Raw genomic sequence first — 20,969 nt, forward strand, 5'->3', positions numbered from 1 at the left:
TCCCCACCATACTCGGAGGCCACCGGTCGGCTTACAAGGGTTTGGCGTCATTTTCCGGCGTCATCCCGCCCGATTGCCCTTCGAAATCCGGACCATCGCGCAGCGGATGTCGATAGCCGATGCCCCGCACGGTTTCGATCAGCGACGGGTTCGATGGATCGGGTTCGATCTTTCGCCGCAGAACGAAGATGTGCTGGTCCAGCGTGCGCGAGTCCGGGAAATAATCGACGCCCCAGCAAGCGTCCAGAAAGGCGTCCCGACTGACGGCCAGACCTCGATGTTGGTAGAGGAGATGAAGCAGGGAAATCTCGCGCGGAGTGAGGTCGATGACCTCTTCACCGCGCCGGGCGATGAGGCTTTTCGGGAAAATGATGAGGTCGGCCAGGTTGAAGGACTTCGCGGTCGGCCCGTGCCGTCGGCGGAGGGCGGCACGGATACGTGCAAGGACCTCGCTGCGCGTGAATGGCTTCCGGATGAAGTCATCGGCCCCCATGTCCAGACCGGCCACGACGTCGATTTCCTGGTTCTTGGCGGAAAGGAACAAAATCGGCAGCTCCGAATCAACGGCTCGGACACGCCGGCAGAGTTCGAAGCCGTCGATTTTCGGCATCATGATATCCAAGCAAAGGATGTCGGGTTTTTCCGACCTCCACAGCTCCAAGGCCATTCGGCCGTCCGCCGCGCGCAGGGTGGAGTAACCTTCCTGCTCGATGCAGGTGGCCAGCGACTCGAGCGTGATGGGATCGTCTTCGGCGATGAGGACCTTCATGCCGCGTGGGGGCTGGACGGGACGACTTTCAAGGACGCCCTCGACGGAAGGCGGAGCTCGAAGGTGGTTCCGGCTGAAGTTTCGAGGATCTTCAGGCCGCCGCCGAGCCGGTGGGCCAGCTCGCGGGCGATGGTGAGGCCGAGACCGGTGCCGCTGGAACCTTCATTGGTGCCGGTGTGGATGCGTTCGAAGGGTTCGAATACCCGCTGTCGCAGCTGCGGAGGGATGCCGGGGCCTCGGTCGCATACGAGGATGCGCAGGCAGTCCGCCGTCCAGGCCGAGGTGAGCGATGCGTGCTTTCCCGTCGCGGCATATTTCTCAACGTTGGAAAGCAGGTTGCCGACGATCTGTTCGAGGGCGTCGGGATCGGTCATCACGGGCTCGGCGGCGTCGAGCTTCGACTCGAGTTCGATGCCGCGTCGAGCCAGGGCGGGACGAAACGAGTCGATCACGCGTCGCAAAACGTCATCCGGAATGCAGCGGGTGGGATGGACTTCGAGCGATTGCCGTTCGCGGCGCGAGAAGGTGAGCACGTTGGCGACGAGTCGGGAAAGCCGGGCGATTTCCTCGTTGACCAGCCCGAGCCGTTGGCGGGCGGCTCCGGAGTCGGATTCCAGCGCGTCTCGGGCGAGATCGAGATTGAGGGAGAGATTGGTGAGAGGGGTGCCGAACTCGTGGGACACGCGATTGACAAACGAGACCCGCTCGGCAGCGAGCCGCAGGGCCCGGCGTTGGGCAAGGAAGAGCCATAGGCCGCTGCCGATCAGCAGCACCGCCACGACGAGGGCGGCGGCGAGCGAGGCGGGGTCGTGGTGATGGCGAACGGTGACTCCGTCCCATGCCCGAATTTCCCAGGTGCCGATGAAGGTGCGGATGGGAATGACGGCGGCCGAGGGGCCGTGATGGTCGGGTCCGAGGGCAATCAGCTGCTCCCCACCCGGTGCCGTGATGATCAGGCGTTCATCCGACTCCCGAAGCGGAGTGAGGGGAGTCGATGCCCACCCTGCAAGATAGGTGGCTACCGTGGTGCGAACCTCGTCCGTATCGACTAAAGACGCGGCGAGCACTTGATGGCGGATTTTTAAAAGGTGGACGCGATAGGACGAGGAAGGAGTAGGCAGCCATTTCCCTTCCGCCGGGAGGTCTTCGCGGAGCCACTTGCGATCGAGCACGACCGCGTTTCCGGGGTCGAAAGGAGAAGTGCCGTCTTCGATGGCGATTTCCGGCGGGCCGACCTCATGCGGTTGTGGATCGTAGCTGAGATCCGGGCCCTGGGTCCGGAACAGGGTGATCCTGCGGACGCCGGTTCCAGGATCGGTCAGCTCCTTTCCGGAAAGCAGTTCCTCGGCATTTCGCCGGAGATAGGTGAGGTAAAGGGCGTCCAATCGGGCGAGTTCGTCGCGCAGCGATTCATCGAAATCGAGCAGCCGGCTCCGATCGATAGGGAAGCGGTGTTCGGTGGCGCGGCGAGCCCAGCGCTCACCCGCGATGGTCACCAGGACCGCGGCGGTTAGCATGGGCAGCAGGGTGAAAAGCGCGAGGCGCATCAGGGGCGGGACAGGGTGGGTGTCACGAATACCAGCCACACCTGATCCGACGAGTCCGGATCCTTGGCATTCACAGGGGGATTGAACGAACCGACGAACATCACCTTGCCAATCCGCCCATTGAGCGTGGTCTGAATCCCCTGATTTGAAAAGATGGGCATTTCCACCTTCGCCGGGCCTTCCCCCCAGACTTGATTTCCCAGGTAAAGGACCCGGTCGAGGCTCAGCTTCAGCTCAACCAACTCGTCGGATTCGTCCAGGCCGACGATCATTTCAGCTGAGGTTCCAATGTTCCTCGTTTCGAAGGAACAAGGGACCACATACATGCTGTCGATCCCTTGAATCGCCGGATGGTGAGGGGGATCCTGGTCGGTCGCCTCGCCTTCGAGTTCATCGCCGCTTTCGGCAGGCGCTTTCGTGGCTTGCGGCCCGACCGGTTCGTATTCCGTAGGATAGATGAATTCGGTCACCGCCTCCCCGGTCACCTTTTCATTCGAACGACCGCGGATGATGTGGAGGATCTCCCGGCTGGCATCTCCCGCGTCCGATTGTTCGACCAGTGAATGGTAGAAAGCCTCGTCATCGAGTTGCTGGACGGTCAGCTCGAGGGCGTCTTGCTGGCTCAGCCTGAAGACCTCAAAACAGCAGGAAACCCGACGCGTATCGTCCGCCCGGTGGACCGGGTCGTCGGGCGGGCGGACCTTCGAGGGATCGGCAAAGGGGTCGTCCGATTCTTGGGCAAAAGCGCTGCCGATACCGAGCAGTGACAGGAGCAGGATTTTTTTCATCACGCCGCGAGCATGCAGGACTCGCGGAGTGATTGCGTCAGAACTTTGTCAAAAGATCACTCCCGCTCGAAATCCGCGCCCTTGTCGGAGGGCATCGACTGATTCCAGGCCAGGAGTTCCTTCTTCAGGCGCGCGACGACCTTCGGTTTGCCGCTGGCGAGGTTGTTTCGCTCCTCGCGGTCCTTGGAAAGGTCGTAGAGCTGGGGCTTGGAGCCGTCGTATTCGCAAAGGAGCTTCCAGTTGCCATCGCGAACCGAGAGGTCGGGAAGGTCCTGGCCCTTTTCACCCGGGCGATCCGGCGGGCGACGGAAAAAGAGCGGCTTTTCCCGCGAATCAGTGGCCCTGCCGAGCAGGGTGTCGGTGAGCACCTCGCCGTCCGGCTTGTAGTCCGGAGCCTCGGTGCCGGTGAACTTGAGCAGCGAGGGCGCGAGGTCGATCGCGGCCATGAAGGAGCTCGTGTTGGTCTTGCCGGTCTGGTCCTTGGCCACGAAGGCGGGGCCCCAGACGATCAGCGGGGAACGCACGCCGCCCTCGTAGAGTTCCGTCTTGTAGCCCTTGAAGGGCCCGGCCGATCCGGCGCCTTTTTCCGGGCCGTTGTCGGAGCAGACGAGGATCAGCGTGTTGTCGCGCAGCTTGTCGCTACTACGGATGTAGTCGAAGATGGTCTCGAGCTGCTCGTCGGCGGCATCAAGGACGCGCTGGTAGAGCTTGCGCTTGGCCTCGCCCTTGCGGTCGCCGGGCGGGAAGAAGGGCGAGTGGACATCGTCAGGCCAGACGTTGACGTAGAAGGGCTGGTCGTTCTTTTCCGCCTTCTTGATGAAATCCAGTGCTGCATCGGCGAAGCGGGTGGTGACCTTGGAGCGGTCCTCCCATTCGATCGGTCCGTGGCCGAGCTTGGCGCTGCCGAGGTCCCAGCGGCTGGTGGGATTGCTGTTGTGCGGATCGAGGATCGGCAGCACGCGCGGGCCGAGGCCCTCGAAGTTCGTCAGCGACTGGTCGAAGCCATACTCGGTGATCAGCGGGGCGTCTCCGACATCGCGCTGGCCGCCCATGTGCCATTTCCCGAAATGCCCGGTGGCGTAGCCGGACTGGTGCAGAAAGCGGGCGAGCATCGGGGCCTTGAGGTCGAGCCACTGGGCCATCCCGCGGCGCTCGTTCTGGGCGCGGTTGTCGAGGTACGACGAGATTTTCCAGCGTTGCGGATACTGGCCGGTGGAAATGGCGGTGCGGGAGGGCGAGCAGATCGGCGAATTGACGTAGAACTGCTCGAACTTCAGGCCCTCGGAGGCCAGCTTGTCGATGTGCTGGGTTTTCACCGCCTCGTTGCCGAAGCAGGAAAAGTCGCCCCACCCCATGTCATCGATGAACACCAGCATGACATTGGGCCGGGGCGCGGCGTGAAGCAGGGAAGCGAGAGCGAGCAGCAGAATGGGAATCGCACGGAGCATGCTCTTGGTATTCCCCGAGGAGGCCAATTGTTACACGCAAACCATCATTCGGCTTCCCCATGACGGGGATTCCGGCGCAGGATTCCGGTCATGATCGCGAAAATCCTCTGCCTCTTCGTGGCCTCCATCGCCCTCGCCTCCGCCGAGGTCGAGGACAGGATCGCCCAAATCCGCAAGTGGTATGCGGCCATCGATGATGGCAAGCCGGTCAGCGAAAAAACGCTGAAGTTCGAGCAGGAAGGCGATCCGTTTTCGGGCACGGTCAGCATCCGGCACTTCCCGGACGGGCTGGCGGCGGTGACCGTGGACTACGTGGCCGGCGATCACGGGGGCGGCACCGATCACTACTATTTCCGGAACGGCGACGTGTTCTTCATCTATCTCGTCGGCCAGTCGTGGCGATTCGCCGAGGGCGGCACGCCGGACAAGCCGGTCACCGAGGACACGCGGCGCGAGGACCGCTACTACTACGATGAGGAGGGGAAATGCGTGCGTCACCTGTCGCGCGCGGCCACCTCGAAGGACCCCGACGCTCTGCCGACGATCCTTTCCCAAAAGAAGCAGGAGGACGTGCCGCCGGACGTGGAGGCCGAGTTCCACGCCGGGCGGGCCAAGCCGCTGCTCAACGCCGCCACCGCGCAGGAAGTGCTGGAGATCTACCTCGAGCAAGGCTGCTGAGCGCGGTCAGCCTTTTCCGCCGCTGATGTGCGCGGAGGGCTCACGGCTGAGGCGGCGATCGAGATCGAAGGCGGCGCTGATCATCGCGAGGTGGCTGAAGGCCTGCGGGATGTTGCCGAGCGACTCGCCGCGCTTGCCGAGCTGCTCGGAAAACAGGCCGAGCGGACTGGCGTAGCCGAGCATTTTCTCGAACATCAGCCGGGCCCGCTGGAGGTCGCCGCTGCGCGAAACGCACTCGATGAACCAGAACGAGCAGATCGTGAAGCTGCCCTCCTTGCCGCTCAGGCAGTCGGAAAACGCCTCGCCGACCTTGTAGCGGTCGACCAGGGAATCGTGGACGAGGGACTTGGAGATGGCGTCCAGATGGTCGAGCCACAGGGGATCGGTCGGGCTGATCATGCGCACCAGTGGCATGACCAGCGATGAGGCATCGAGCGCGGTGCCGCCGCGGAACTGCACGAAGGCGCGCTGCCCGGGGTCCCAGAATTCATCGAAGACCTGCTCGTAGATCGCGTCGCGTTGCTGTTCCCAGTCGTTCACCGGGCCCGGCAGGCCGCGCTTGGCGGCGAGCCGGATCGCACGATCCAGCGCCACCCAGCACATGATGCGCGAGAAAAGGAAGTGCCGGTCGCCGCTGCGGACTTCCCAGATCGAGGCATCGGGCTCGTCCCAGTGGCGGCAGACGTGGTTGGCCAGCTCGCGGATGTTCCGCCACAGCCGGTGGGAGACGGGCGAGCCGGCGATGTCGTAGAGATAGATCGAGTCCATCACCTCGCCATAGATGTCGAGCTGCTGCTGGTCGAAGTTCGTGGAGCCGACCCGGATCGGCTTGGATTTCCGGTAACCCTCCAAGTGATCGAGATGGACCTCGCCATCGATGTCGGAACCATCGATGCGATACATCGTTTTCAGCCGGGCATCGTCCTCGTCCTCGGTGATCCGGTCCTCCAGCCACTTCATGAAAGCGCCGGCCTCCTCGGTGTAGCCGATCCGCATCAGGGCGAAGGTGCTGAACGAGGCGTCGCGCAGCCAAGTGAAGCGGTAGTCCCAGTTGCGCTCGCCGCCGATCTCGTTGGGGAAGCCGAAGCAGGGCGCGGCGATGATCGAGCCGTAGCGCCGGGAGGTGAGGAGTTTCAGCGCCAGCGCGGAGCGGTGGACGGCCTCCCGCCAGCGTCCGTTGTAGGTGCAGCGCCCGATCCAGCGGCGCCAGAAGTTGCAGGTGTCCTTGAAGGCCTCGACTGAGAAATCCGGCCGCCCGCAGACGGCCGAGTCCCCTTCGTCGAGCCCCTCCATCACGAAGGATGCGTGCTCGCCCTGGGGCAGCGTGAAGGTGGCGACCGCGTCGCCCCCCCGGATCTCGAGCGGCACGGTGGCGTGGAGCTTCAGACGCAGGCGGTCGGGCCCCTCGGACTCGAACAGCACCGTGCTTTCATCGATCCGCTGGGTGCGGTGCTCGGCCCGGGCGTAATCGAAGCGCGGGGCGAAGTGCAGCGCGAACTCGATGTCGCCGATGACGCTCTTGGCCCGCCTCACGAGCGCCTGCGGCAGGTTTTCCTCGGGCTCGCCCACCGGCATGAAGCTCGACACTTCCGCCACTCCGTCCTCCGACAGATAGCGGGTGATCAGGACGTTGGTGTCCGGGATGTAGAGATGTTTTTCAGTGCGCTCGTCGAGCACCGGATCGATCCGGAAATGGCCGCCTTTTTCCCGGTCCACATGGGCGGCGAAAATCGAGGGCGAGTCGAAGTCCGGGTAGCACAGCGATTCGATGCTGCCTTCGGGGCCCACCAGGGCAATGGTCCGGAGGTCGCCGATCACGCCATACTCGGCGATCGGCGGGTAGCGTGGGTCGTCATTCATGAAAGGGGAGGCGGGCCGGAGAAATGCGGGTCGCTACGTGGTTCCACGCGACGATTTCCGGCCGTGTTTTGCTTGGATAGCAGGCGATGAAACCCATGTCCCGCCGGTCGTTCATCGACCGATCCTTTTCCCTCGCGGCGGCGCTCCCGATGGTCGGCCTGTGGAGCAGCGCGCACCGTCGCGAACTGGGCGAACTCGCCAGCGAGTGGCGGGAGAAATACCTTCCGACCCCTGAGCCGATCGGCGTCCCGAGGTCCGATGCGCCTCAGCCGCGTCCTTCGACCTGCGAGCCGCGGTTTTCCGGAACGGAAAAAGCGTATGCGAGCTACCTCGGCGGCCTCGGCCTCCGCCACATCCGCCCCCACGAGGTGATCAACGCCCATCACCGCACCCGCTGCGGCGTCCCGAACCACCTGCCGCCGCGCGAGCTCTGGGAACGCCTCGGGCCGACGCTCAAGGTCGCCGATGAGATGCGGGAACGGCTGGGCGTGCCGCTGCGCGTGATCGCCTCCGTCTATCGCAGCCCGGCCTACAATGCCCAATGTCCCGGGGCTGCGACGCGATCGCAGCACATTGAAAACCGGGCGCTTGACCTGATTTTCGACACCTCGCCGGAGCATGTGGCGCGGATGGCCAAGCACCTTCGTGCGGAGGGGTTTTTCCGCGGCGGAGTCGGGCTTTATCCAAGCTTCGTTCACGTCGATACGAGAGGCTACAACGCGACTTGGTGAGTCATTTCTTTTTCCAGCGATCGTCGCGATCATCGAGGTAGAACTCCTGCTCCATCGCCGTCCACGCCACCTTGTGGGCGCGGGCGGGGTCGTTCTCGTATTTCGATTTGGCATTGGCAAATGCCTCGTCGTAGACCTTCAGGGCATCGTCGGGCAACGTGGTTCTGACCTCTTTCGGAAGATAGCGTGTGGATGCGATTTCCATATCAGACGTCCAGCGTCTGCCGTACCGAGTTGCACACCACGAAGCCATGGGAGCTGGAGCTCTCTGCGGGCCGCTGGACGGCTCAAATCGCAAACCACGGGCGGGCCAGAGGGGTGAAATGCAATGCTGGAAGCCATCCGGGCTCGGAATTTGTGGCCATCCGGTGGCGGCACGGGCGTTGCGAGGAGCTGCGCCATGGCAACCAGTCTATCTCCGGAGCCTTCCGGAACTTCGCCCGCTGCCGGGGCCGCCTCGCGAAAAATGCTCGAGCCCGAGCCCGAACTTAAGGGCCATGGCCGACCGTTGAACGACCGGGTGGCTCTGGTCACCGGCTCCAGCTCCGGGATCGGCCGGGCGATCGCGATCGAACTCGCACGCGCCGGCGCGAATGTCGGCGTGACCTATCACTCGGGCCGTGAGGGTGCCGAGGAAACGGCCGATGCCATCCGCGAGGCGGGCGGCACCGCCGAAGTCTGTCAGCTCGACGTGGCCGACGCGAAGTCCGTGGCTGCCTGCGTGGAAACGATCACCCGCGAGCTGGGACCGATCGGAATCCTGGTCAACAACGCCGGGATCGATGGTGACGAGGCCACCGTGGCGTCAATCGCGCTCGAGGAGTGGGACAAGGTCATCGCCACCAACCTGCGCGGCAATTTTCTCTGCACCCAGGCGGTGCTGTCCGACATGATCCTGGCGCGGCGCGGGGTGATCCTGAACATCACGTCGGTCCACGACACCATCCCGTGGGCGGGCCACGCCGCCTACTGCGCGGCCAAGGCGGGGATTGCGATGCTGACCCGATCGCTGGCACTGGAGCTGCAAAACGTCGGGGTCCGCGTGGTGGCGCTGGCCCCGGGAGCGATCGCCACGCCGATCAATGCCGAGGTGCGCGACGATCCGGACATGATGGCCGACCTGAAAACGAAGATTCCCATGCAGCGCGTCGGCAAGCCCGAGGAGGTGGCCCGGATCGCGCGGGTCCTCGTTTCCGACGACGCCTCCTACGTGACGGGAACGACGGTCACGGTTGACGGCGGAATGACGGCCTACCCGAGCTTTTCCCATGGAGGCTGAAATCGAGCGCCGCGCGGCGTGGATGTGGCGGAACCTGCGCCGGCACTGGACGAAGCACCTGATGGCCCTGGCCGCGCTGGCCGGCGTGGTGGGCTTCTTCGAGATCGCCGAGGAAGTCGGGGAGTCGGAGACCCGGCAGGTCGATGAGACCATCCTCCTCGCGATGCGCGAGACCGGAGATCCCCAGGATCCGATCGGGCCGCCCGGGCTGACCGAGGCGGCCCGCGACATCACCTCGCTGGGCGGCGGGACCCTGCTGACCTGCGTGACCTTCGTGGCTTGCGGCATGACCTTGCTGGCGGGAAACCGTCGGCTCGCGGCACTCGGTGTGGTGTCGGTTTGCCTGGGCACGGTAGCGATGAAGTTGCTCAAGATCGGCTATGACCGGCCGCGTCCGGACCTCGTCGAGCACGGCGCGCTGGTGACGAGCCCCAGTTTCCCCAGCGGCCACTCAATGATGTCGGCGCTGGTGTATCTCAGCCTCGGGATCCTGGTTTCCCGCATCCAGCCAAGGCGTCGGGTCCGGGCCTTCGTGATGGCGGTCTCGATCGGAGTGACGCTGGCCGTGGGCCTGAGCCGGGTGTTCCTCGGGGTCCACTGGCCGACCGATGTCCTGGCGGGCTGGGCGCTCGGTGGAGCCTGGGCGATGCTCGTGTGGATCGCCGCGGGGCTGATGGAGGGCGGGCGGGTGGCGAGTGAAATCTAGCCCGCCGCGCGGCATGGCGAACTGAAGCTTGGGTGCCACCCTCCCGAAAGAAAAGGGGTGGACCCTGTGGCCCACCCCTTGAAGTCGGGTTTTTGGAAAAACCGTCAGCTGAGCCGTGCGGCGAGCAGCTCGCGTTGGAACACGATCTCCTTCGGCAGCAGGTCGTAGAGCTTGATGAAGAGCTTGCCTTGGTCGACCAGCTCGTCGGTCCACTCGTCGGGGTTGAAGGCCATGCACTTGTGAAACTGCTCTTCGCTGAATCCCTCGAGCCCTTCGGAGTTGAAGTCCTCGAAGTTCGGAGTCCAGCCGATCGGCGTTTCGTGACCGGCCACGCGGCCCTTGCAGCGGTTCACGATCCATTCGAGAACACGCATGTTCTGGCCGAAGCCGGGCCACAGGAACTTGCCGTTCTCGTCGAGGCGGAACCAGTTGACGTGGAAGAAGCGGGGCAGGTGCTTGACCTTGTCGCGCATGTCCAGCCAGTGGTGGAAGTACTCCGCCATGTTGTAGCCGCAGAAGGGCAGCATGGCCATCGGGTCGCGGCGGACGCCGGCCTTGAGGCCGATCGCGGCGGCGGTGACTTCCGAGCCCATGGTGGCACCGACATAGACGCCGTGCGACCAGTTGAAGGCTTGGTAGACGAGCGGCATGGTGTTCGGGCGGCGACCGCCGAACACGATGGCCGAGATCGGCACGCCGTCGGGATTTTGCCAGTCGGGATCGATGGTCGGGCACTGCTCGGCCGGCGCGGTGAAGCGGGCATTCGGGTGCGCGGCCTTCTCGCCGCTGTCGGGCGTCCAGTCCTTGCCCTTCCAGTCGATGGCGTGGGCCGGCGGCTCTTTGGTCAGGCCTTCCCACCACACGTCGCCGTCATCGGTGAGCGCGACGTTGGTGAAGATCGCGTTCTCCTTCATGGAGTCCATGGCGATCGGATTGGTGTCGTAAGAGGTGCCGGGAGCGACGCCGAAGTAGCCGGTTTCCGGGTTGATCGCGTGCAGCGTGCCGTCCTCGTGGCCCCACATCCAGGCGATGTCGTCGCCGATGATCGAGGTCTTCCAGCCCTTGTCCGCGTATTCCTTCGGCGGGATGAGCATGGCGAGGTTCGTCTTGCCGCAGGCGCTGGGGAAGGCGGCGGCGACGTAGGTCTTTTCCTTTTCCGGCGACTCGATGCCGACCACGAGCATGTGCTCGGCCATCCAGTCGTGCTCGCGGGCGATGTTCGACGCGATGCGGAGGGCGAGGCACTTCTTGCCGAGCAGGGCGTTGCCGCCATAGCCCGAGCCGTAGGACCAGATCTCGCGGGTTTCCGGGAAATGGCAGATGTACTTGTCCTCGTTGCAGGGCCAGGTGACGTCTTCCTGTCCGGGTTCCAGCGGCGCCCCGACGGTGTGGACGCAGGGGATGAAGGTGCCGTGGCCGTCACGCTTTTTCGGCAGCTCGCCGGCGATCTCGGCCTCCAGGCGGTCGAGCACCTTCCGGCCCATGTGGGCCATGATCCGCATGTTGGTCACCACGTAGGCGCTGTCGGTGATCTCGACGCCGACCTTGGCCAGCGGGGAATCGAGCGGGCCCATGCAGAAGGGGATGACGTACATCGTGCGCCCCTTCATGCAGCCGGTGAACTTCGGCTTGAGGATGGCCTTCATTTCCTTGGGGTCCATCCAGTTATTGGTGCCACCGGCGGCACCCTTGCGGCGGGTGCAGATGAAGGTGCGGTCTTCCACGCGGGCCACGTCCGATGGCGTCGAGCGGGCGAGGAAGGAGTTCGGCCGTTTTTCCGGATTCAGCCGGGTGAAAGTGCCTTTGTCGCAGAGAAGCTGGGTCAGGCGTTCCCACTCTTCTTGAGAACCGTCGCACCATTCGACGGCGTCAGGTTGGCAGAGCTGCGTCATTTCCTCGACCCAGGCGGCGAGGGCTTCGTGTTTGGTAGGGTTGCTCATTGCGGGGTTGTTATGGCGGGAAACGCACGTGCACGGCAATGGGATCCGATAATATGGTCGAAACAGAACCAGATTCGCGCAGTGGGGGTTGTCGGGTGAAAAGACATGCGGGGTGCGTGCGCGGATTCGCTTCGACCGACCGGTCCCCGGTCCCTCCCCGGAACGCTTCGAGGGCTGCCGGCTTTTGCCGGGGCCCTGCTCGTTCGGGGTCCGTTTCCACCGCGAATTGGGCAGATTTCCCCGAGAATCCTTCCTTGCACTAAACCTGCGGTCGAAAGCTGGAGTGAGTTCCAACAAGAGGTCCCATTGACCTCTCCGTTGCCGAGGCTTCATCGCCTCGTTCGCCTTGTTAAAAACCCATGAAATCAAATCCAAATCACCCGGCAGGGGGGCTGTCCCGTGCCCTGCTGTTACTTCTTGCCGCCGCGGTCCCATTGTCCGCCGCGGAAAAAACCTACCGTTATTTCCGGTTCGAACCCACCATGGTGCGGACCCGGGCCAGCGCGATCCAGTTCTCCGAGTTCCAATTCCGCCTCGGCGGATCTCCCGTCAGCATGGCCGGCGTGGTGGTCGAGAACCCCGGCGGGACGAATGCGGTCGATGCCGCGGAGGGCGCGGAGAAGCTGATCGACGGCAGCGTCGATACGAAGTGGTACAGCGGGGCGTTTTCCCCAATCATCTTCGACTTCGGCACCGACGTCACCATCGACGGCTACACCTTCGCCACCGCCAATGACGACAACGGTCGGGATCCGATCGTCTGGACCCTCTCCGGCAGTGATGACATGACGAGCTGGGAGCCGGTCGACCGGCGCGAGTTTTACCCGACCACAACGGACCGCAAAACCTACGTCGAGAACTTCGACCTCCCGGACCTTCCGGTGATTGCCGATTTCTCCGCCGAAGAGGTGATCATCGCCAATGGGGATGTCAGCGATCTTGTCTGGGATGTCGGGCAGGCGGATTCGATCAGCATCAGCCAAGGGGTCGGCTCCGTCGCCGGCTCCGGCTTGACCACGGTGAGCCCGGCAGACGACAGCGACACGCTCTACACCCTGACGGCGACGAACAGTGCCGGCACCTCCACCGCTGAAGTGACGGTGAGGACGATCGCCGGCGGCTCGGTGAACTACCGTTACATCCGGTTCTACCCGACGAAGCTGCGTTCCAACGAGCTGGCGAACAGCGTGCAGCTGGCGAACCTCTTGTTCCTCCATGCGAATGGCATCGACGTGGTGATGCCGGTCGCGGCGCAAAGCCTCCCGGGCGGCAACAGCAACGCGACGGAGGGACCGGAAAACCTGATCGATGGGGACCTGGGAACCAAGTGGCTGGATTTCAGCAAGACCAGCGGGGTGCAGCTCGACCTCGGTGAGGAGGCTCCGGCGATCATGGGTTACAGCCTCGAAACCGCCAACGATGCCCCGACCCGGGACCCTGTGCGTTGGTATATGGAGGGGAGCAACGATCCCGAGGGGCCTTGGACGCTGATCGAAAACGTCACCAGCTTCGATTTCAACACCACCACCAACCGGAAGGCCATCACGGAAATCAGCCTCCCTGGAGCGTCGCTGGTGCCCCTGGGGCCCTCGGTGGAGAGCTTCGAGGCGGACTCGATCGCGGTGAGCGGTTCGGGGGTCGCCCTCAGTTGGGACGTCAAGCGCGCGGACACGGTAAGCATCAGTGGCATCGGTGCCGTGTCCGACAGCGGATCGGTCGTGGTGTATCCGACGGAAACCACCACCTATACCCTCACCGCAGTGGGCGACGGGGGACTGACGGCGACGGAGGACGTGGAAATCACGGTGATCCCCGTGCTGCCGAACGGAATCGACTATCCGACCTTCGATGCGGCGGGCGACGAATTCGCGCTGTATGGGGCCGCGGCGATCCTTGTGGATCCGGAGATCGCGCTGCCCGGCGGCGGTGAGCGTCTGCGCCTCACACCCCGGACCAACAGCCAGAACGGCACGGCGTGGGAGCGCGAACGGGTCGCGGTTTCCGAGGGATTCGATGCCGAGTTCGACATGCACGTCGTCAGCGGCGGCGTGGGTGCGGATGGCATGAGTTTCATGATCCAGAACCACCCCTTGGGAACGCTGGCGACTCCCGCGACCCACGAGTTGGGCCTGGCTGAGAACTCGCTGAACATTTCCTTCGATGGATTCCAGAACGCGGGCGACCCGGGTGATCCGAGCAACGCGGTCCTGCGGGTCTTGAACGGCGGCACGGTGCTCCAGACGGTGGACCTGACCACGGTTGCCGGCCTCGAGCTGGGCGTCGGTGCGGATCTTCCGCGGCTTGGGAAGGTGCCGGATGGCGAAAGCGTGCCGACTCCCTATCAGGTGCGCGTCGCCTATCTTCCGGGGAATCTCAACGTTTATATGGATGGCATTGCCGTGGTGACGGGACTGGCTATCACGCTCGAAGACTGCGGCGCCGTCCACTCGGACGGAAAATCGTGGATGGGATTCGCCGCCCGCACCGGGGGCCTTGCGGAAAGCCATGACGTGACGCGTTGGGTGGTCACCGAGGGACCGCCGACAATTTCCGGTGGGGGACTGCAGCTGCTTGATTACAGCATCAACTTCGCTACCAGTGAGATCACTCTGGTGTGGAGGTCCGATGCGAGCACCACCTATCGGATCGCCTCGTCTCCCGACCTCCAGGATTGGTCCACCCGGCTCGAGGAAGGCATCGCGGGCGTGGCGGGCCAGACGTCCAGAACCGTCGCCTTCACTCCGGGCACGAAGTTGTTCATCCGGGTGGAGGAAGAATAAAGGAACGATCTTCGCCGGTTTGGCGAAGATTCGATGATTCCACCGGGCTGATGGCCGCCCCTTATGGGGAACACGGTCATCAGCCCTTGTCATTTCATGGAGGGCGGTGAGGCGCGAAAGAGGGCCCGCCACGAAGGGCGGGCGATGGATTTGGAGGACGAATGAAAAGCCTTCGGACCGTCAGGGTCGAAGGGTCACCGTTGCCTCTGTCGTTGCATCCGCTCGTATTGCCGACGCCACCTCGGCTTGAAAAGATTGTGGAGGAACCTGAAGAGGATTCTTGAAAAGGAGATCGCCATAACCGGAAGGGGTCGAATGAAGCGTGGGACTCGAGTTTCTCGGCGACGTGAAGCCCGCCGAGGGCGGGCGCCGCTGCAAAAGCTGGGCCAAGTGAGGTGACATTCCTGGCCGAAGGTCCTTGGGCCATATTCCCCGTCTTTAAGCTGCTCGAAGTCAATGTTGTCCGGCTCCCGAACGCCCTCGAAGCACACTTCAAGAAATCCCTTGCGAAGCTCTGGTACCACTGCCCCCAATGACGACGACCTTCGCCCTGGATACCGGAAGGCAGTCCAGTGCTATCTTCCAAAAGATTAAGCAAGCAGCACGGAGAACGTATTCTTGCTTCTCCTTGCCCCGGCCGAGTTGGTTGAGGATCGGTTCCGTTACTGAGCGTGGGTGTGTGGGCAGCAGTGACCCGGCGATCCCCGTCTCGGTTCCCTTCCATTCGCCCTCAAGGGCGGGTGGGGACCGGGAAACCTCCACAGTCCTGAAGCCGACGCCCCCGCGCTGGCGGAGGTGTAAGCCAGGTTCCTTTGAGGGCGGTCTTCCTCCGACCCACCTCGGCCCCTGGACCCGATTGCGAGCAGCCGAGGCTCTTTTCGTTTCAGCGAAGACCCAGCTTGCGTTCGTTGTAGAGTAGGGCAACCCGTGATTTGTAGCCGAGGGACTCCGCGGCGGTGGTCAGCTCCCTGAGGAGCGGCTGAAGGGCGCCGCCGATTTCAGGGGTCCATTCTCCCGCGGTGTGGAGGGAGCGGAACTGCTGCAGCGCAAGGCTGGCCGCGACTGCCCGATCAAGAGCGAGCTGCTGTTCAGCAAAGGCCTCATCAATGGTCTTCACGCCGCGGATACTAACAGGTCCGAATCACCGCTGCAATCAGACGAAGTGCGCATCAATCGGAGCACTGAAGGACGCTAAAAACGTGTTCGTCCTTGCTGGATTTGTCCCCACTTTCGTTCCCGGCTTGGGCTTTTTTGGGGGAATCTCGTGACTCTTGGAGATTCAATGATGGTAGCAGGGGCGGGAATTGAACCCGCGACCAAAGGCTTATGAGTCCTCTGCTCTACCTCTGAGCTACCCTGCCATTGACGCGCGGGACGAAACGCCCCGGGGCCGCGGAATTACTAGCGGATTCCCGGACTGACAACAGAAAAACGCCCCGATTTCAATCTATCAGGCGACGGCTTCGTGTTCGGTGGAGCTTGCGACCGGCTTGGCGGGCTTCGGTTTGTGCTGCGGAGCGGGAATCGGTCTGCGGAAGAGGGTCTCCAGCTCGAGGCCCAGCCAAATGGAGACGCCGCGGAAAAAGTGTCGCATGGCCCCGAGTCCGGCATTGAAGGGGGTGCGGATGAGGTAGGAGTGGTCGAGGTTCTCCCTGCCGTAGGTGCCGGCGGCGAGGCGCTTGCGGGCGATGACTTCCAGGCGCCGGTTGTAGAGCGCCATGAACTTGGCGAAGACGTTCCCGATCGGGCCGTTGTAGGGCATCTTCGAGAACTCCAGGTCGGTCACGCGATAGACCAACTGGACGGGGCCGATGAAGTAGGTGGCGATGTCGAGCAGGAAGGCCGCTCGCATGAGCCGGGCGTCGCCCAAATATTGGTATTTCCCGCGGTAGAGCGCGTTGAACCAGCGGAAGTAGCTTTCCTGGTACTGCTCGAAATGCCCGGCGAGGTGGGCTTTGACGCACTGGCCGGAGAGCGCGTTAAGGATCACGCGGTTGGCGATGTAGACGCTGTGGGCGCAGAAATCGAGGCCGTGGGAGTAGAGAGGATCCATGAAACCCGCGGCATCGCCGACCGCCAGCCAGCCATCGCCGCAGACCTCGGTGGAGCGGTAGGGAAGGTGCTTGTAGATGCGGGCATCGTTCTCGACCGGCACGGCGTTCTCGAACATCAACTTGCCGACCGGGTGGCTGAGCATATGGGCCTTGACCCTTTCCCCGACGGGGCCCTCGGCCGGTGGCGTGCAGAGGCGTTCGTCCCAGGTGACGCCGGCGGAGAACTCGCCATTGGCCAGCGGGATGATCCAGGACCACCAGCCGCGCCCCATCAGGTGGTTGGTGGCCGAGCCGCGGGAAACAACGGGCGTGGGCTGCATCTTCAGAGCACCCATGTGGCAGGCGTGGCTGTCGAGGTCGCGCACGTTCTGGAAGCGGACCCACATCGAGTGCACCGGGTGGTCCTCAAGGCCGACGAGGGTGCCGCGCTTGCGGGCGATCAGGGCGGCCTTGCCGGAAGCATCGACGACCCAGCCGGCGGTGACCGTGCGGGTCACGCCATCGGCCTTGAAGGTGACGGTCGATCTCCCGGCGCCGGCGAGGTCGAGGTCCTTGACGGTGGCGGGGCGGACGAGCGCGCAGCCGAGCTTCCGCGCTTCGTCGAGCAGGTGCTGGTCGAGCTTGGCGCGGTTGAGCTGGTAGGTGGGGAAACGGGCCTGGGAAAACGGGCCGATCTCCGAACAATGGCCGGGGTCGTGGTTTTCCGGCGTGGTGAACCACATCCGCAGCCCGTGTTTCTGGAAATGCTCGCGGGCGAGGTAGTTCGAGAGCCCGAGCACGCGGGTCAGGAAACAGCCGGCCACTTCGGAGGTGGACTCGCCGATCTTGCGGTCGAACTCGGTGGATTTTTCGAGGATCAGGATGCGGATCTCCGGGCGCTCGCGCTTGAGGAGAATGCCGAGCGCGCTGCCGGAAAAAGCACCGCCGATAATGACGACATCGTAGCGGGATGGATCGGAGGGGCTTTCCGCAGGCGAGACCATGACGCCGGCATGCTGACCCCGAAGGCGCGTGGAGGCAAGGGGAGGAGCGCCGATTCTGACATCGGCAAGGGTTTGTCGAGGTCGGCGAAGGGAAAGAAAAAGCCCGCCGGTGAGGGCGGGCTTGGGAGAGTCATTCGCCGCCGTCGTTGGCCGGGGGCATCGGCGGGATCTGGATCGGCGGGGTGACGGCCTGCACCGGACGGCGTGGGGCCTGGCCCGGCAATCCCGGCATTCCGGGGTTTGGCTGGGCGGTGTGGGCGGGAGCCGCGGACTTGATCAGGCCGGTGCGATCCTTGAGCAGCGGCTCGACGGTGTATTTGCTGACCTTGAACACGCGGCCTTCGAGCTTGCGGGTGTTGGCGAGCGTTTCCTCGAGCGCTTTCTTGCGCTCGTCGAAGGCTTTGTCGGCCTCCTTGGCAGCTTCCTCGGTTTCGCCCTCGGCCTTCTTGCGCTCCTTGGGCACCTCGCCGGTTACGGTGACGGTCATGGCGTAGCTTTCCGGGGCGGGGGCGTCCGCATCGGCGGTGTCCTCCTTTTCGGCCGGGCCGAAGGTCACGTGGTAGGTCAGGCCTTCGAAGGTCTTGATGACCGCCGTCTGCCGCTGGTCCTTCTTCCAGATGGCCTCGGCCTTGTCGGCAGGGATCACGTCCTCGAATCGGGCGTAGGAAAAGAGGTTCTTGAGGGGATTCAGCGCGGTCGGGTCGAGTTCCTCGTTGTCCGCCTTGCCGACCAGGGAAAAGTCGCCGTTCTCGGTGTCGCGGGTCACCTCCCACGCGGTTTCGTTTTCTTCGCCGGGCTTGCTGACCTGGATCGACTGGATCTTCTCGACCTTGAGGAAGGTGTCGTCGAGCCAGCGCTCGACCATCACGGTCAGGGTCGGGAACACCTCGCTGGTGACGTAAACGCCGGATTCGTCGGCGTGGTTCATCACGAAGCGGCCGGACGAGCCGCCGCCGAAGGGGCTCATCGGGTTGCTGGCCGCTTCCAGCGTCTTGCCGAAGGTCAGGTGGGCGAGTTCCTTGCCGGAGGCGTCGGACAGCACCAGGTCGGTGCCCTTTTCCTCCTCGTCGGTGGCCTCGGGATCCATGCCAAAGCGCGGCGCGAAGGAAGGGTCGGCCTCGATGCCCTGCGTGACCTTCACTTCATCGACCGTGCGCAGCAGGTCATTGATGTTGGAAACGTTGGCCGGGTAGGCGTCGCGCTCGGCGACGGTCCAGCCGGCCTCGCCCTTGGTCAGGGTCACGGTGTCGTCACCGCGCTTGATTTCGACCTTGGCCACCTGTTCGGCCGGAAAATCGGGAAGCAGGGTGTCACCCCGATCGCGCGCGGTGGCGCTCTCGAAGGCCTCGGACTTGGAGGATTTCACCACCACCACGGCGAGGATGAGCACGGCGGCGACGATCCACAGGACGATGACTTGTTTCTTGCTCATGGGTCAGGAAATGAAGGGGTTTCGGAGTTCAGCGGGCACGAGTGCTGGCGCGGCGGATGATGAGCAGAGCCCCGGCGACGATCACGATCAGGGCGGGGATGCCGGCGATGTTCCAGGCGATGATGTTGCCGGCGATGCGGTCCTTGTCCCGCCGCAGGTCCTTCTGCAGCTCGCGGATCTGCTTGCGGGCATCGACCTCCTGTTCGCGGAGGGCCTGGATTTCCTTTTCCTGCTCGGGCGTCAGGTAGAGTTCGTTGCCCTTGGACTTCTGCGCCTGCAGCTCGTTGAGCCGCTGCTGGGCCTCGTCGGCCTTGGTCTCGAATTCGGTGATCTTCTCGCCGACCCGCTGGTTGGCATCGGCCTCCATTTTGCTGAACACGGTGAACGGCCGGCTGGTCGCGGCCCGGCTGCGGGAGCCGATCAGGTGGGTCGAGGACGCCGCCTGGTCGATCAGGTTGAAGAGCAGCGAGGAGTTGCCGTTGATCGGCTGGGCGAGCTGCATGTTGCCGAGGCGCTGCACGGCGTAGGCGAACTGGTCGTAGAAGGCATCCACGTCGGAAATCAGGAACACGTTGCCTTCCTTCGCGCCTTCGGTGAGCGCCTTCGGCCCGGTTTCTTCCTTGGGCTCGTCTTTTTTGGCATCAGCGTCCGCGGTGGCGTCATCCGGTTTCTCGTCCTTCTTCTCGGCAGCCTTGGCGGGATCGCCTTCGGGGAAAGCCGTCTTGAACTTGCCGTGCAGGTGGAGGACGAGGTCGTAGACCTTGTCATCGGGCCGGAAGGAAGTGAGCAACGAGGGATCCAGGCGCGAGGCCGGCAGGTTGTCGACCAGGCCGGAGTCCTTCGAGGAATTGACCAGCGTATCGACCGCCACCCCGGCACCGCCGGATGCGGTCATGCCGCCGGGCAGGAAGAAGACCACGCTGTTGAGGTTCTTGGTGACGATGCTGTCCTTCTGCGGCATGCCGTCTTCCGGCACGGTCAGCACCGCGAGGCCGGGCCGGCCGCGGTTCATGTTGGTCTGGTAGCTGGCGTCGCCCACCGATTGGTTGGTCGGCATCTCCACGCCCCAGGCTTTCATGAGGGTCGGCAGGGTGGACGAGGTCGGGGTGCCCGGCTGGCCCATCATCGGATTGCCGCCGCCCATCATCTGGGCGGTCACCGAGAAGGGATCGATGCAGGCGATGACCGTGCCGCCCTTGAGCACGTATTGGTCGAGCGCGAACTCGGCTTCCGGCGTGATCTCGGCCGGGTGGATGAGCAGCACCACGCTGTATTTTTCCGGATCGATCTCGCCCGGGGTCATGGTCAGGTCCTCGACCTGATAGGACTGCGAGAGCTGGTTGTAGATGACCCACGGCTGCTGCGGCTGCTGGCCGGGCATCGAGGGGGCGCCTCCGCTGATCGGCAGGGCGGACATCACACCCACCGTCGGCTTGCGGGTGGCGCTGACCTCGGCGATGGCGCGCGAGATGTTGTACTCCAGCATCGTCTCATCCTGCGGGTTGAGAAACGGCAGGGTGGTGGTGCGGTCGAGGCAGGACACGGCCATGCCGAAATACAGGTTCTCGTCGTTGATCTGCTGGCCGCTGATGCCGTCGAGGTTGGCGGCGTCCTCGGCGTCGGTGTCGGGCTGCGGGTCGAGGTTCTCGATCTTCAGCTTGCCGCCGGCGAGGTTCTGATACTCGGCGAGCAGGTCGTCCACGCGGCGCATGTGGAGCTTGAGCTCTTCCGGCATGTAGTCGCTGCTACGGGTGGCGTAGTAGCGGATGACGACCGGCGCGGCGAGGTCATGGAGGATGGCCTTGGTGCCGTCCGACAGCGAGTGGACCTTTTCCTCGGTGAGGTCGAGGGTCTTGTGGCCGATGCCGAGGGAGGCGACGAGCATGTTGCCGGCGACGACGATGGCGGCCAGCGCGCCGATGGCGAGGCCGGCGCGGGCGACGGGGTGAAGGGTCTTGGAGTCCTTGCTCATGG

At 64.0% G+C, this 20,969-nt stretch carries 16 protein-coding genes and 1 tRNA gene; 5 read left to right on the top strand and 12 right to left on the bottom strand.

What is annotated here, in order from left to right; genetic code table 11:
* Positions 1 to 31: 31 nt before the first annotated feature.
* From ABXH26_RS12235 to ABXH26_RS12250, 4 genes are read right to left on the bottom strand one after another with little or no spacing between them, the layout of a single operon-like run.
* Positions 32 to 769: a response regulator transcription factor gene (locus ABXH26_RS12235; protein ID WP_353567357.1), complete on the bottom strand. Its 738-nt coding sequence runs from the start codon at positions 767 to 769 to the stop codon at positions 32 to 34.
* A complete protein-coding gene (locus tag ABXH26_RS12240) occupies positions 766 to 2,316 on the bottom strand; it encodes a sensor histidine kinase (protein ID WP_353567358.1) in 1,551 nt (516 codons plus the stop codon). Before ABXH26_RS12240 ends, ABXH26_RS12235 begins: the two co-directional genes overlap by 4 nt.
* The gene (locus ABXH26_RS12245) at positions 2,316 to 3,104 is read right to left on the bottom strand and encodes a hypothetical protein (protein WP_353567359.1); all 789 of its coding nucleotides are present in this window, start codon (positions 3,102 to 3,104) and stop codon (positions 2,316 to 2,318) included. Before ABXH26_RS12245 ends, ABXH26_RS12240 begins: the two co-directional genes overlap by 1 nt.
* Positions 3,105 to 3,160: 56 nt before the next feature.
* On the bottom strand, positions 3,161 to 4,552 hold the full coding sequence (locus ABXH26_RS12250) for a sulfatase-like hydrolase/transferase (RefSeq protein ID WP_353567360.1): 1,392 nt from the start codon (positions 4,550 to 4,552) through the stop codon (positions 3,161 to 3,163).
* 90 nt (positions 4,553 to 4,642) lie between these two features.
* Here ABXH26_RS12250 and ABXH26_RS12255 point away from each other — a divergent pair, with 90 nt between their 5' ends.
* Complete coding sequence (locus ABXH26_RS12255; RefSeq protein WP_353567361.1) at positions 4,643 to 5,230, top strand: hypothetical protein; 588 nt, start codon at positions 4,643 to 4,645, stop codon at positions 5,228 to 5,230.
* 6 nt (positions 5,231 to 5,236) lie between these two features.
* Here the strand turns inward: ABXH26_RS12255 and ABXH26_RS12260 are convergent, their stop codons facing one another.
* Positions 5,237 to 7,090, bottom strand: coding sequence for a glycoside hydrolase family 15 protein (locus ABXH26_RS12260; protein WP_353567362.1), 1,854 nt, complete (start codon positions 7,088 to 7,090; stop codon positions 5,237 to 5,239).
* A gap of 95 nt (positions 7,091 to 7,185) precedes the next feature.
* Here ABXH26_RS12260 and ABXH26_RS12265 point away from each other — a divergent pair, with 95 nt between their 5' ends.
* Complete coding sequence (locus ABXH26_RS12265) at positions 7,186 to 7,821, top strand: YcbK family protein (protein ID WP_353567363.1); 636 nt, start codon at positions 7,186 to 7,188, stop codon at positions 7,819 to 7,821.
* Position 7,822: 1 nt separating this feature from the next.
* Here the strand turns inward: ABXH26_RS12265 and ABXH26_RS12270 are convergent, their stop codons facing one another.
* Positions 7,823 to 8,026 (bottom strand): ChaB family protein, encoded by a 204-nt coding sequence (locus tag ABXH26_RS12270; protein WP_353567364.1) that lies wholly within the window; start codon positions 8,024 to 8,026, stop codon positions 7,823 to 7,825.
* Between the two features lie 261 nt (positions 8,027 to 8,287).
* Between ABXH26_RS12270 and fabG the strand changes: the two genes are divergently transcribed.
* Both fabG and ABXH26_RS12280 read left to right on the top strand, forming a co-directional pair.
* Positions 8,288 to 9,100 carry a 3-oxoacyl-ACP reductase FabG gene (gene fabG / locus ABXH26_RS12275; protein WP_353567365.1) on the top strand — a complete coding sequence of 271 codons (813 nt, stop codon included), beginning with the start codon at positions 8,288 to 8,290 and terminating at the stop codon, positions 9,098 to 9,100.
* Positions 9,090 to 9,806 carry a phosphatase PAP2 family protein gene (locus ABXH26_RS12280; RefSeq protein WP_353567366.1) on the top strand — a complete coding sequence of 239 codons (717 nt, stop codon included), beginning with the start codon at positions 9,090 to 9,092 and terminating at the stop codon, positions 9,804 to 9,806. The genes fabG and ABXH26_RS12280 overlap by 11 nt, the downstream gene beginning before the upstream one ends.
* 104 nt (positions 9,807 to 9,910) lie before the next feature.
* On the opposite strand, the gene ABXH26_RS12285 is transcribed toward ABXH26_RS12280, so the two are convergent.
* Positions 9,911 to 11,746 (bottom strand): phosphoenolpyruvate carboxykinase (GTP), encoded by a 1,836-nt coding sequence (locus tag ABXH26_RS12285; RefSeq protein ID WP_353567367.1) that lies wholly within the window; start codon positions 11,744 to 11,746, stop codon positions 9,911 to 9,913.
* A gap of 359 nt (positions 11,747 to 12,105) precedes the next feature.
* Here ABXH26_RS12285 and ABXH26_RS12290 point away from each other — a divergent pair, with 359 nt between their 5' ends.
* Positions 12,106 to 14,526, top strand: a complete 2,421-nt coding sequence (locus tag ABXH26_RS12290; RefSeq protein WP_353567368.1) for a discoidin domain-containing protein — start codon at positions 12,106 to 12,108, stop codon at positions 14,524 to 14,526.
* A gap of 883 nt (positions 14,527 to 15,409) precedes the next feature.
* On the opposite strand, the gene ABXH26_RS12295 is transcribed toward ABXH26_RS12290, so the two are convergent.
* The 5 genes from ABXH26_RS12295 to ABXH26_RS12315 form a co-directional block, all read right to left on the bottom strand.
* Complete coding sequence (locus ABXH26_RS12295; protein WP_353567369.1) at positions 15,410 to 15,643, bottom strand: hypothetical protein; 234 nt, start codon at positions 15,641 to 15,643, stop codon at positions 15,410 to 15,412.
* 169 nt (positions 15,644 to 15,812) lie between these two features.
* Positions 15,813 to 15,887, bottom strand: a tRNA-Met gene (locus ABXH26_RS12300).
* A gap of 89 nt (positions 15,888 to 15,976) precedes the next feature.
* A complete protein-coding gene (locus tag ABXH26_RS12305; RefSeq protein ID WP_353567370.1) occupies positions 15,977 to 17,563 on the bottom strand; it encodes an NAD(P)/FAD-dependent oxidoreductase in 1,587 nt (528 codons plus the stop codon).
* A 130-nt stretch (positions 17,564 to 17,693) separates the two neighbouring features.
* Positions 17,694 to 18,995: a DUF4340 domain-containing protein gene (locus tag ABXH26_RS12310; protein ID WP_353567371.1), complete on the bottom strand. Its 1,302-nt coding sequence runs from the start codon at positions 18,993 to 18,995 to the stop codon at positions 17,694 to 17,696.
* Positions 18,996 to 19,023: 28 nt separating this feature from the next.
* Complete coding sequence (locus ABXH26_RS12315) at positions 19,024 to 20,967, bottom strand: Gldg family protein (protein ID WP_353567372.1); 1,944 nt, start codon at positions 20,965 to 20,967, stop codon at positions 19,024 to 19,026.
* Positions 20,968 to 20,969: the final 2 nt, after the last annotated feature.

The organism is Haloferula sargassicola (genome assembly GCF_040362925.1).
GTDB classification, from domain to species: Bacteria; Verrucomicrobiota; Verrucomicrobiia; order Verrucomicrobiales; family Akkermansiaceae; genus Haloferula; species Haloferula sargassicola.

Bases quoted from the DNA above. Each gene is read 5' to 3' on its own strand.
- ABXH26_RS12305 (WP_353567370.1), bottom strand. From the start codon at position 17,563: ATGGTCTCGCCTGCGGAAAGCCCCTCCGATCCATCCCGCTACGATGTC.
- ABXH26_RS12245 (WP_353567359.1), bottom strand. From the start codon at position 3,104: ATGAAAAAAATCCTGCTCCTGTCACTGCTCGGTATCGGCAGCGCTTTT.
- ABXH26_RS12290 (WP_353567368.1), top strand. From the start codon at position 12,106: ATGAAATCAAATCCAAATCACCCGGCAGGGGGGCTGTCCCGTGCCCTG.
- ABXH26_RS12250 (WP_353567360.1), bottom strand. From the start codon at position 4,552: ATGCTCCGTGCGATTCCCATTCTGCTGCTCGCTCTCGCTTCCCTGCTT.
- ABXH26_RS12235 (WP_353567357.1), bottom strand. From the start codon at position 769: ATGAAGGTCCTCATCGCCGAAGACGATCCCATCACGCTCGAGTCGCTG.
- ABXH26_RS12270 (WP_353567364.1), bottom strand. From the start codon at position 8,026: ATGGAAATCGCATCCACACGCTATCTTCCGAAAGAGGTCAGAACCACG.
- ABXH26_RS12265 (WP_353567363.1), top strand. From the start codon at position 7,186: ATGTCCCGCCGGTCGTTCATCGACCGATCCTTTTCCCTCGCGGCGGCG.
- ABXH26_RS12315 (WP_353567372.1), bottom strand. From the start codon at position 20,967: ATGAGCAAGGACTCCAAGACCCTTCACCCCGTCGCCCGCGCCGGCCTC.
- ABXH26_RS12280 (WP_353567366.1), top strand. From the start codon at position 9,090: ATGGAGGCTGAAATCGAGCGCCGCGCGGCGTGGATGTGGCGGAACCTG.
- ABXH26_RS12255 (WP_353567361.1), top strand. From the start codon at position 4,643: ATGATCGCGAAAATCCTCTGCCTCTTCGTGGCCTCCATCGCCCTCGCC.
- ABXH26_RS12240 (WP_353567358.1), bottom strand. From the start codon at position 2,316: ATGCGCCTCGCGCTTTTCACCCTGCTGCCCATGCTAACCGCCGCGGTC.
- fabG (WP_353567365.1), top strand. From the start codon at position 8,288: ATGCTCGAGCCCGAGCCCGAACTTAAGGGCCATGGCCGACCGTTGAAC.
- ABXH26_RS12285 (WP_353567367.1), bottom strand. From the start codon at position 11,746: ATGAGCAACCCTACCAAACACGAAGCCCTCGCCGCCTGGGTCGAGGAA.
- ABXH26_RS12310 (WP_353567371.1), bottom strand. From the start codon at position 18,995: ATGAGCAAGAAACAAGTCATCGTCCTGTGGATCGTCGCCGCCGTGCTC.
- ABXH26_RS12260 (WP_353567362.1), bottom strand. From the start codon at position 7,090: ATGAATGACGACCCACGCTACCCGCCGATCGCCGAGTATGGCGTGATC.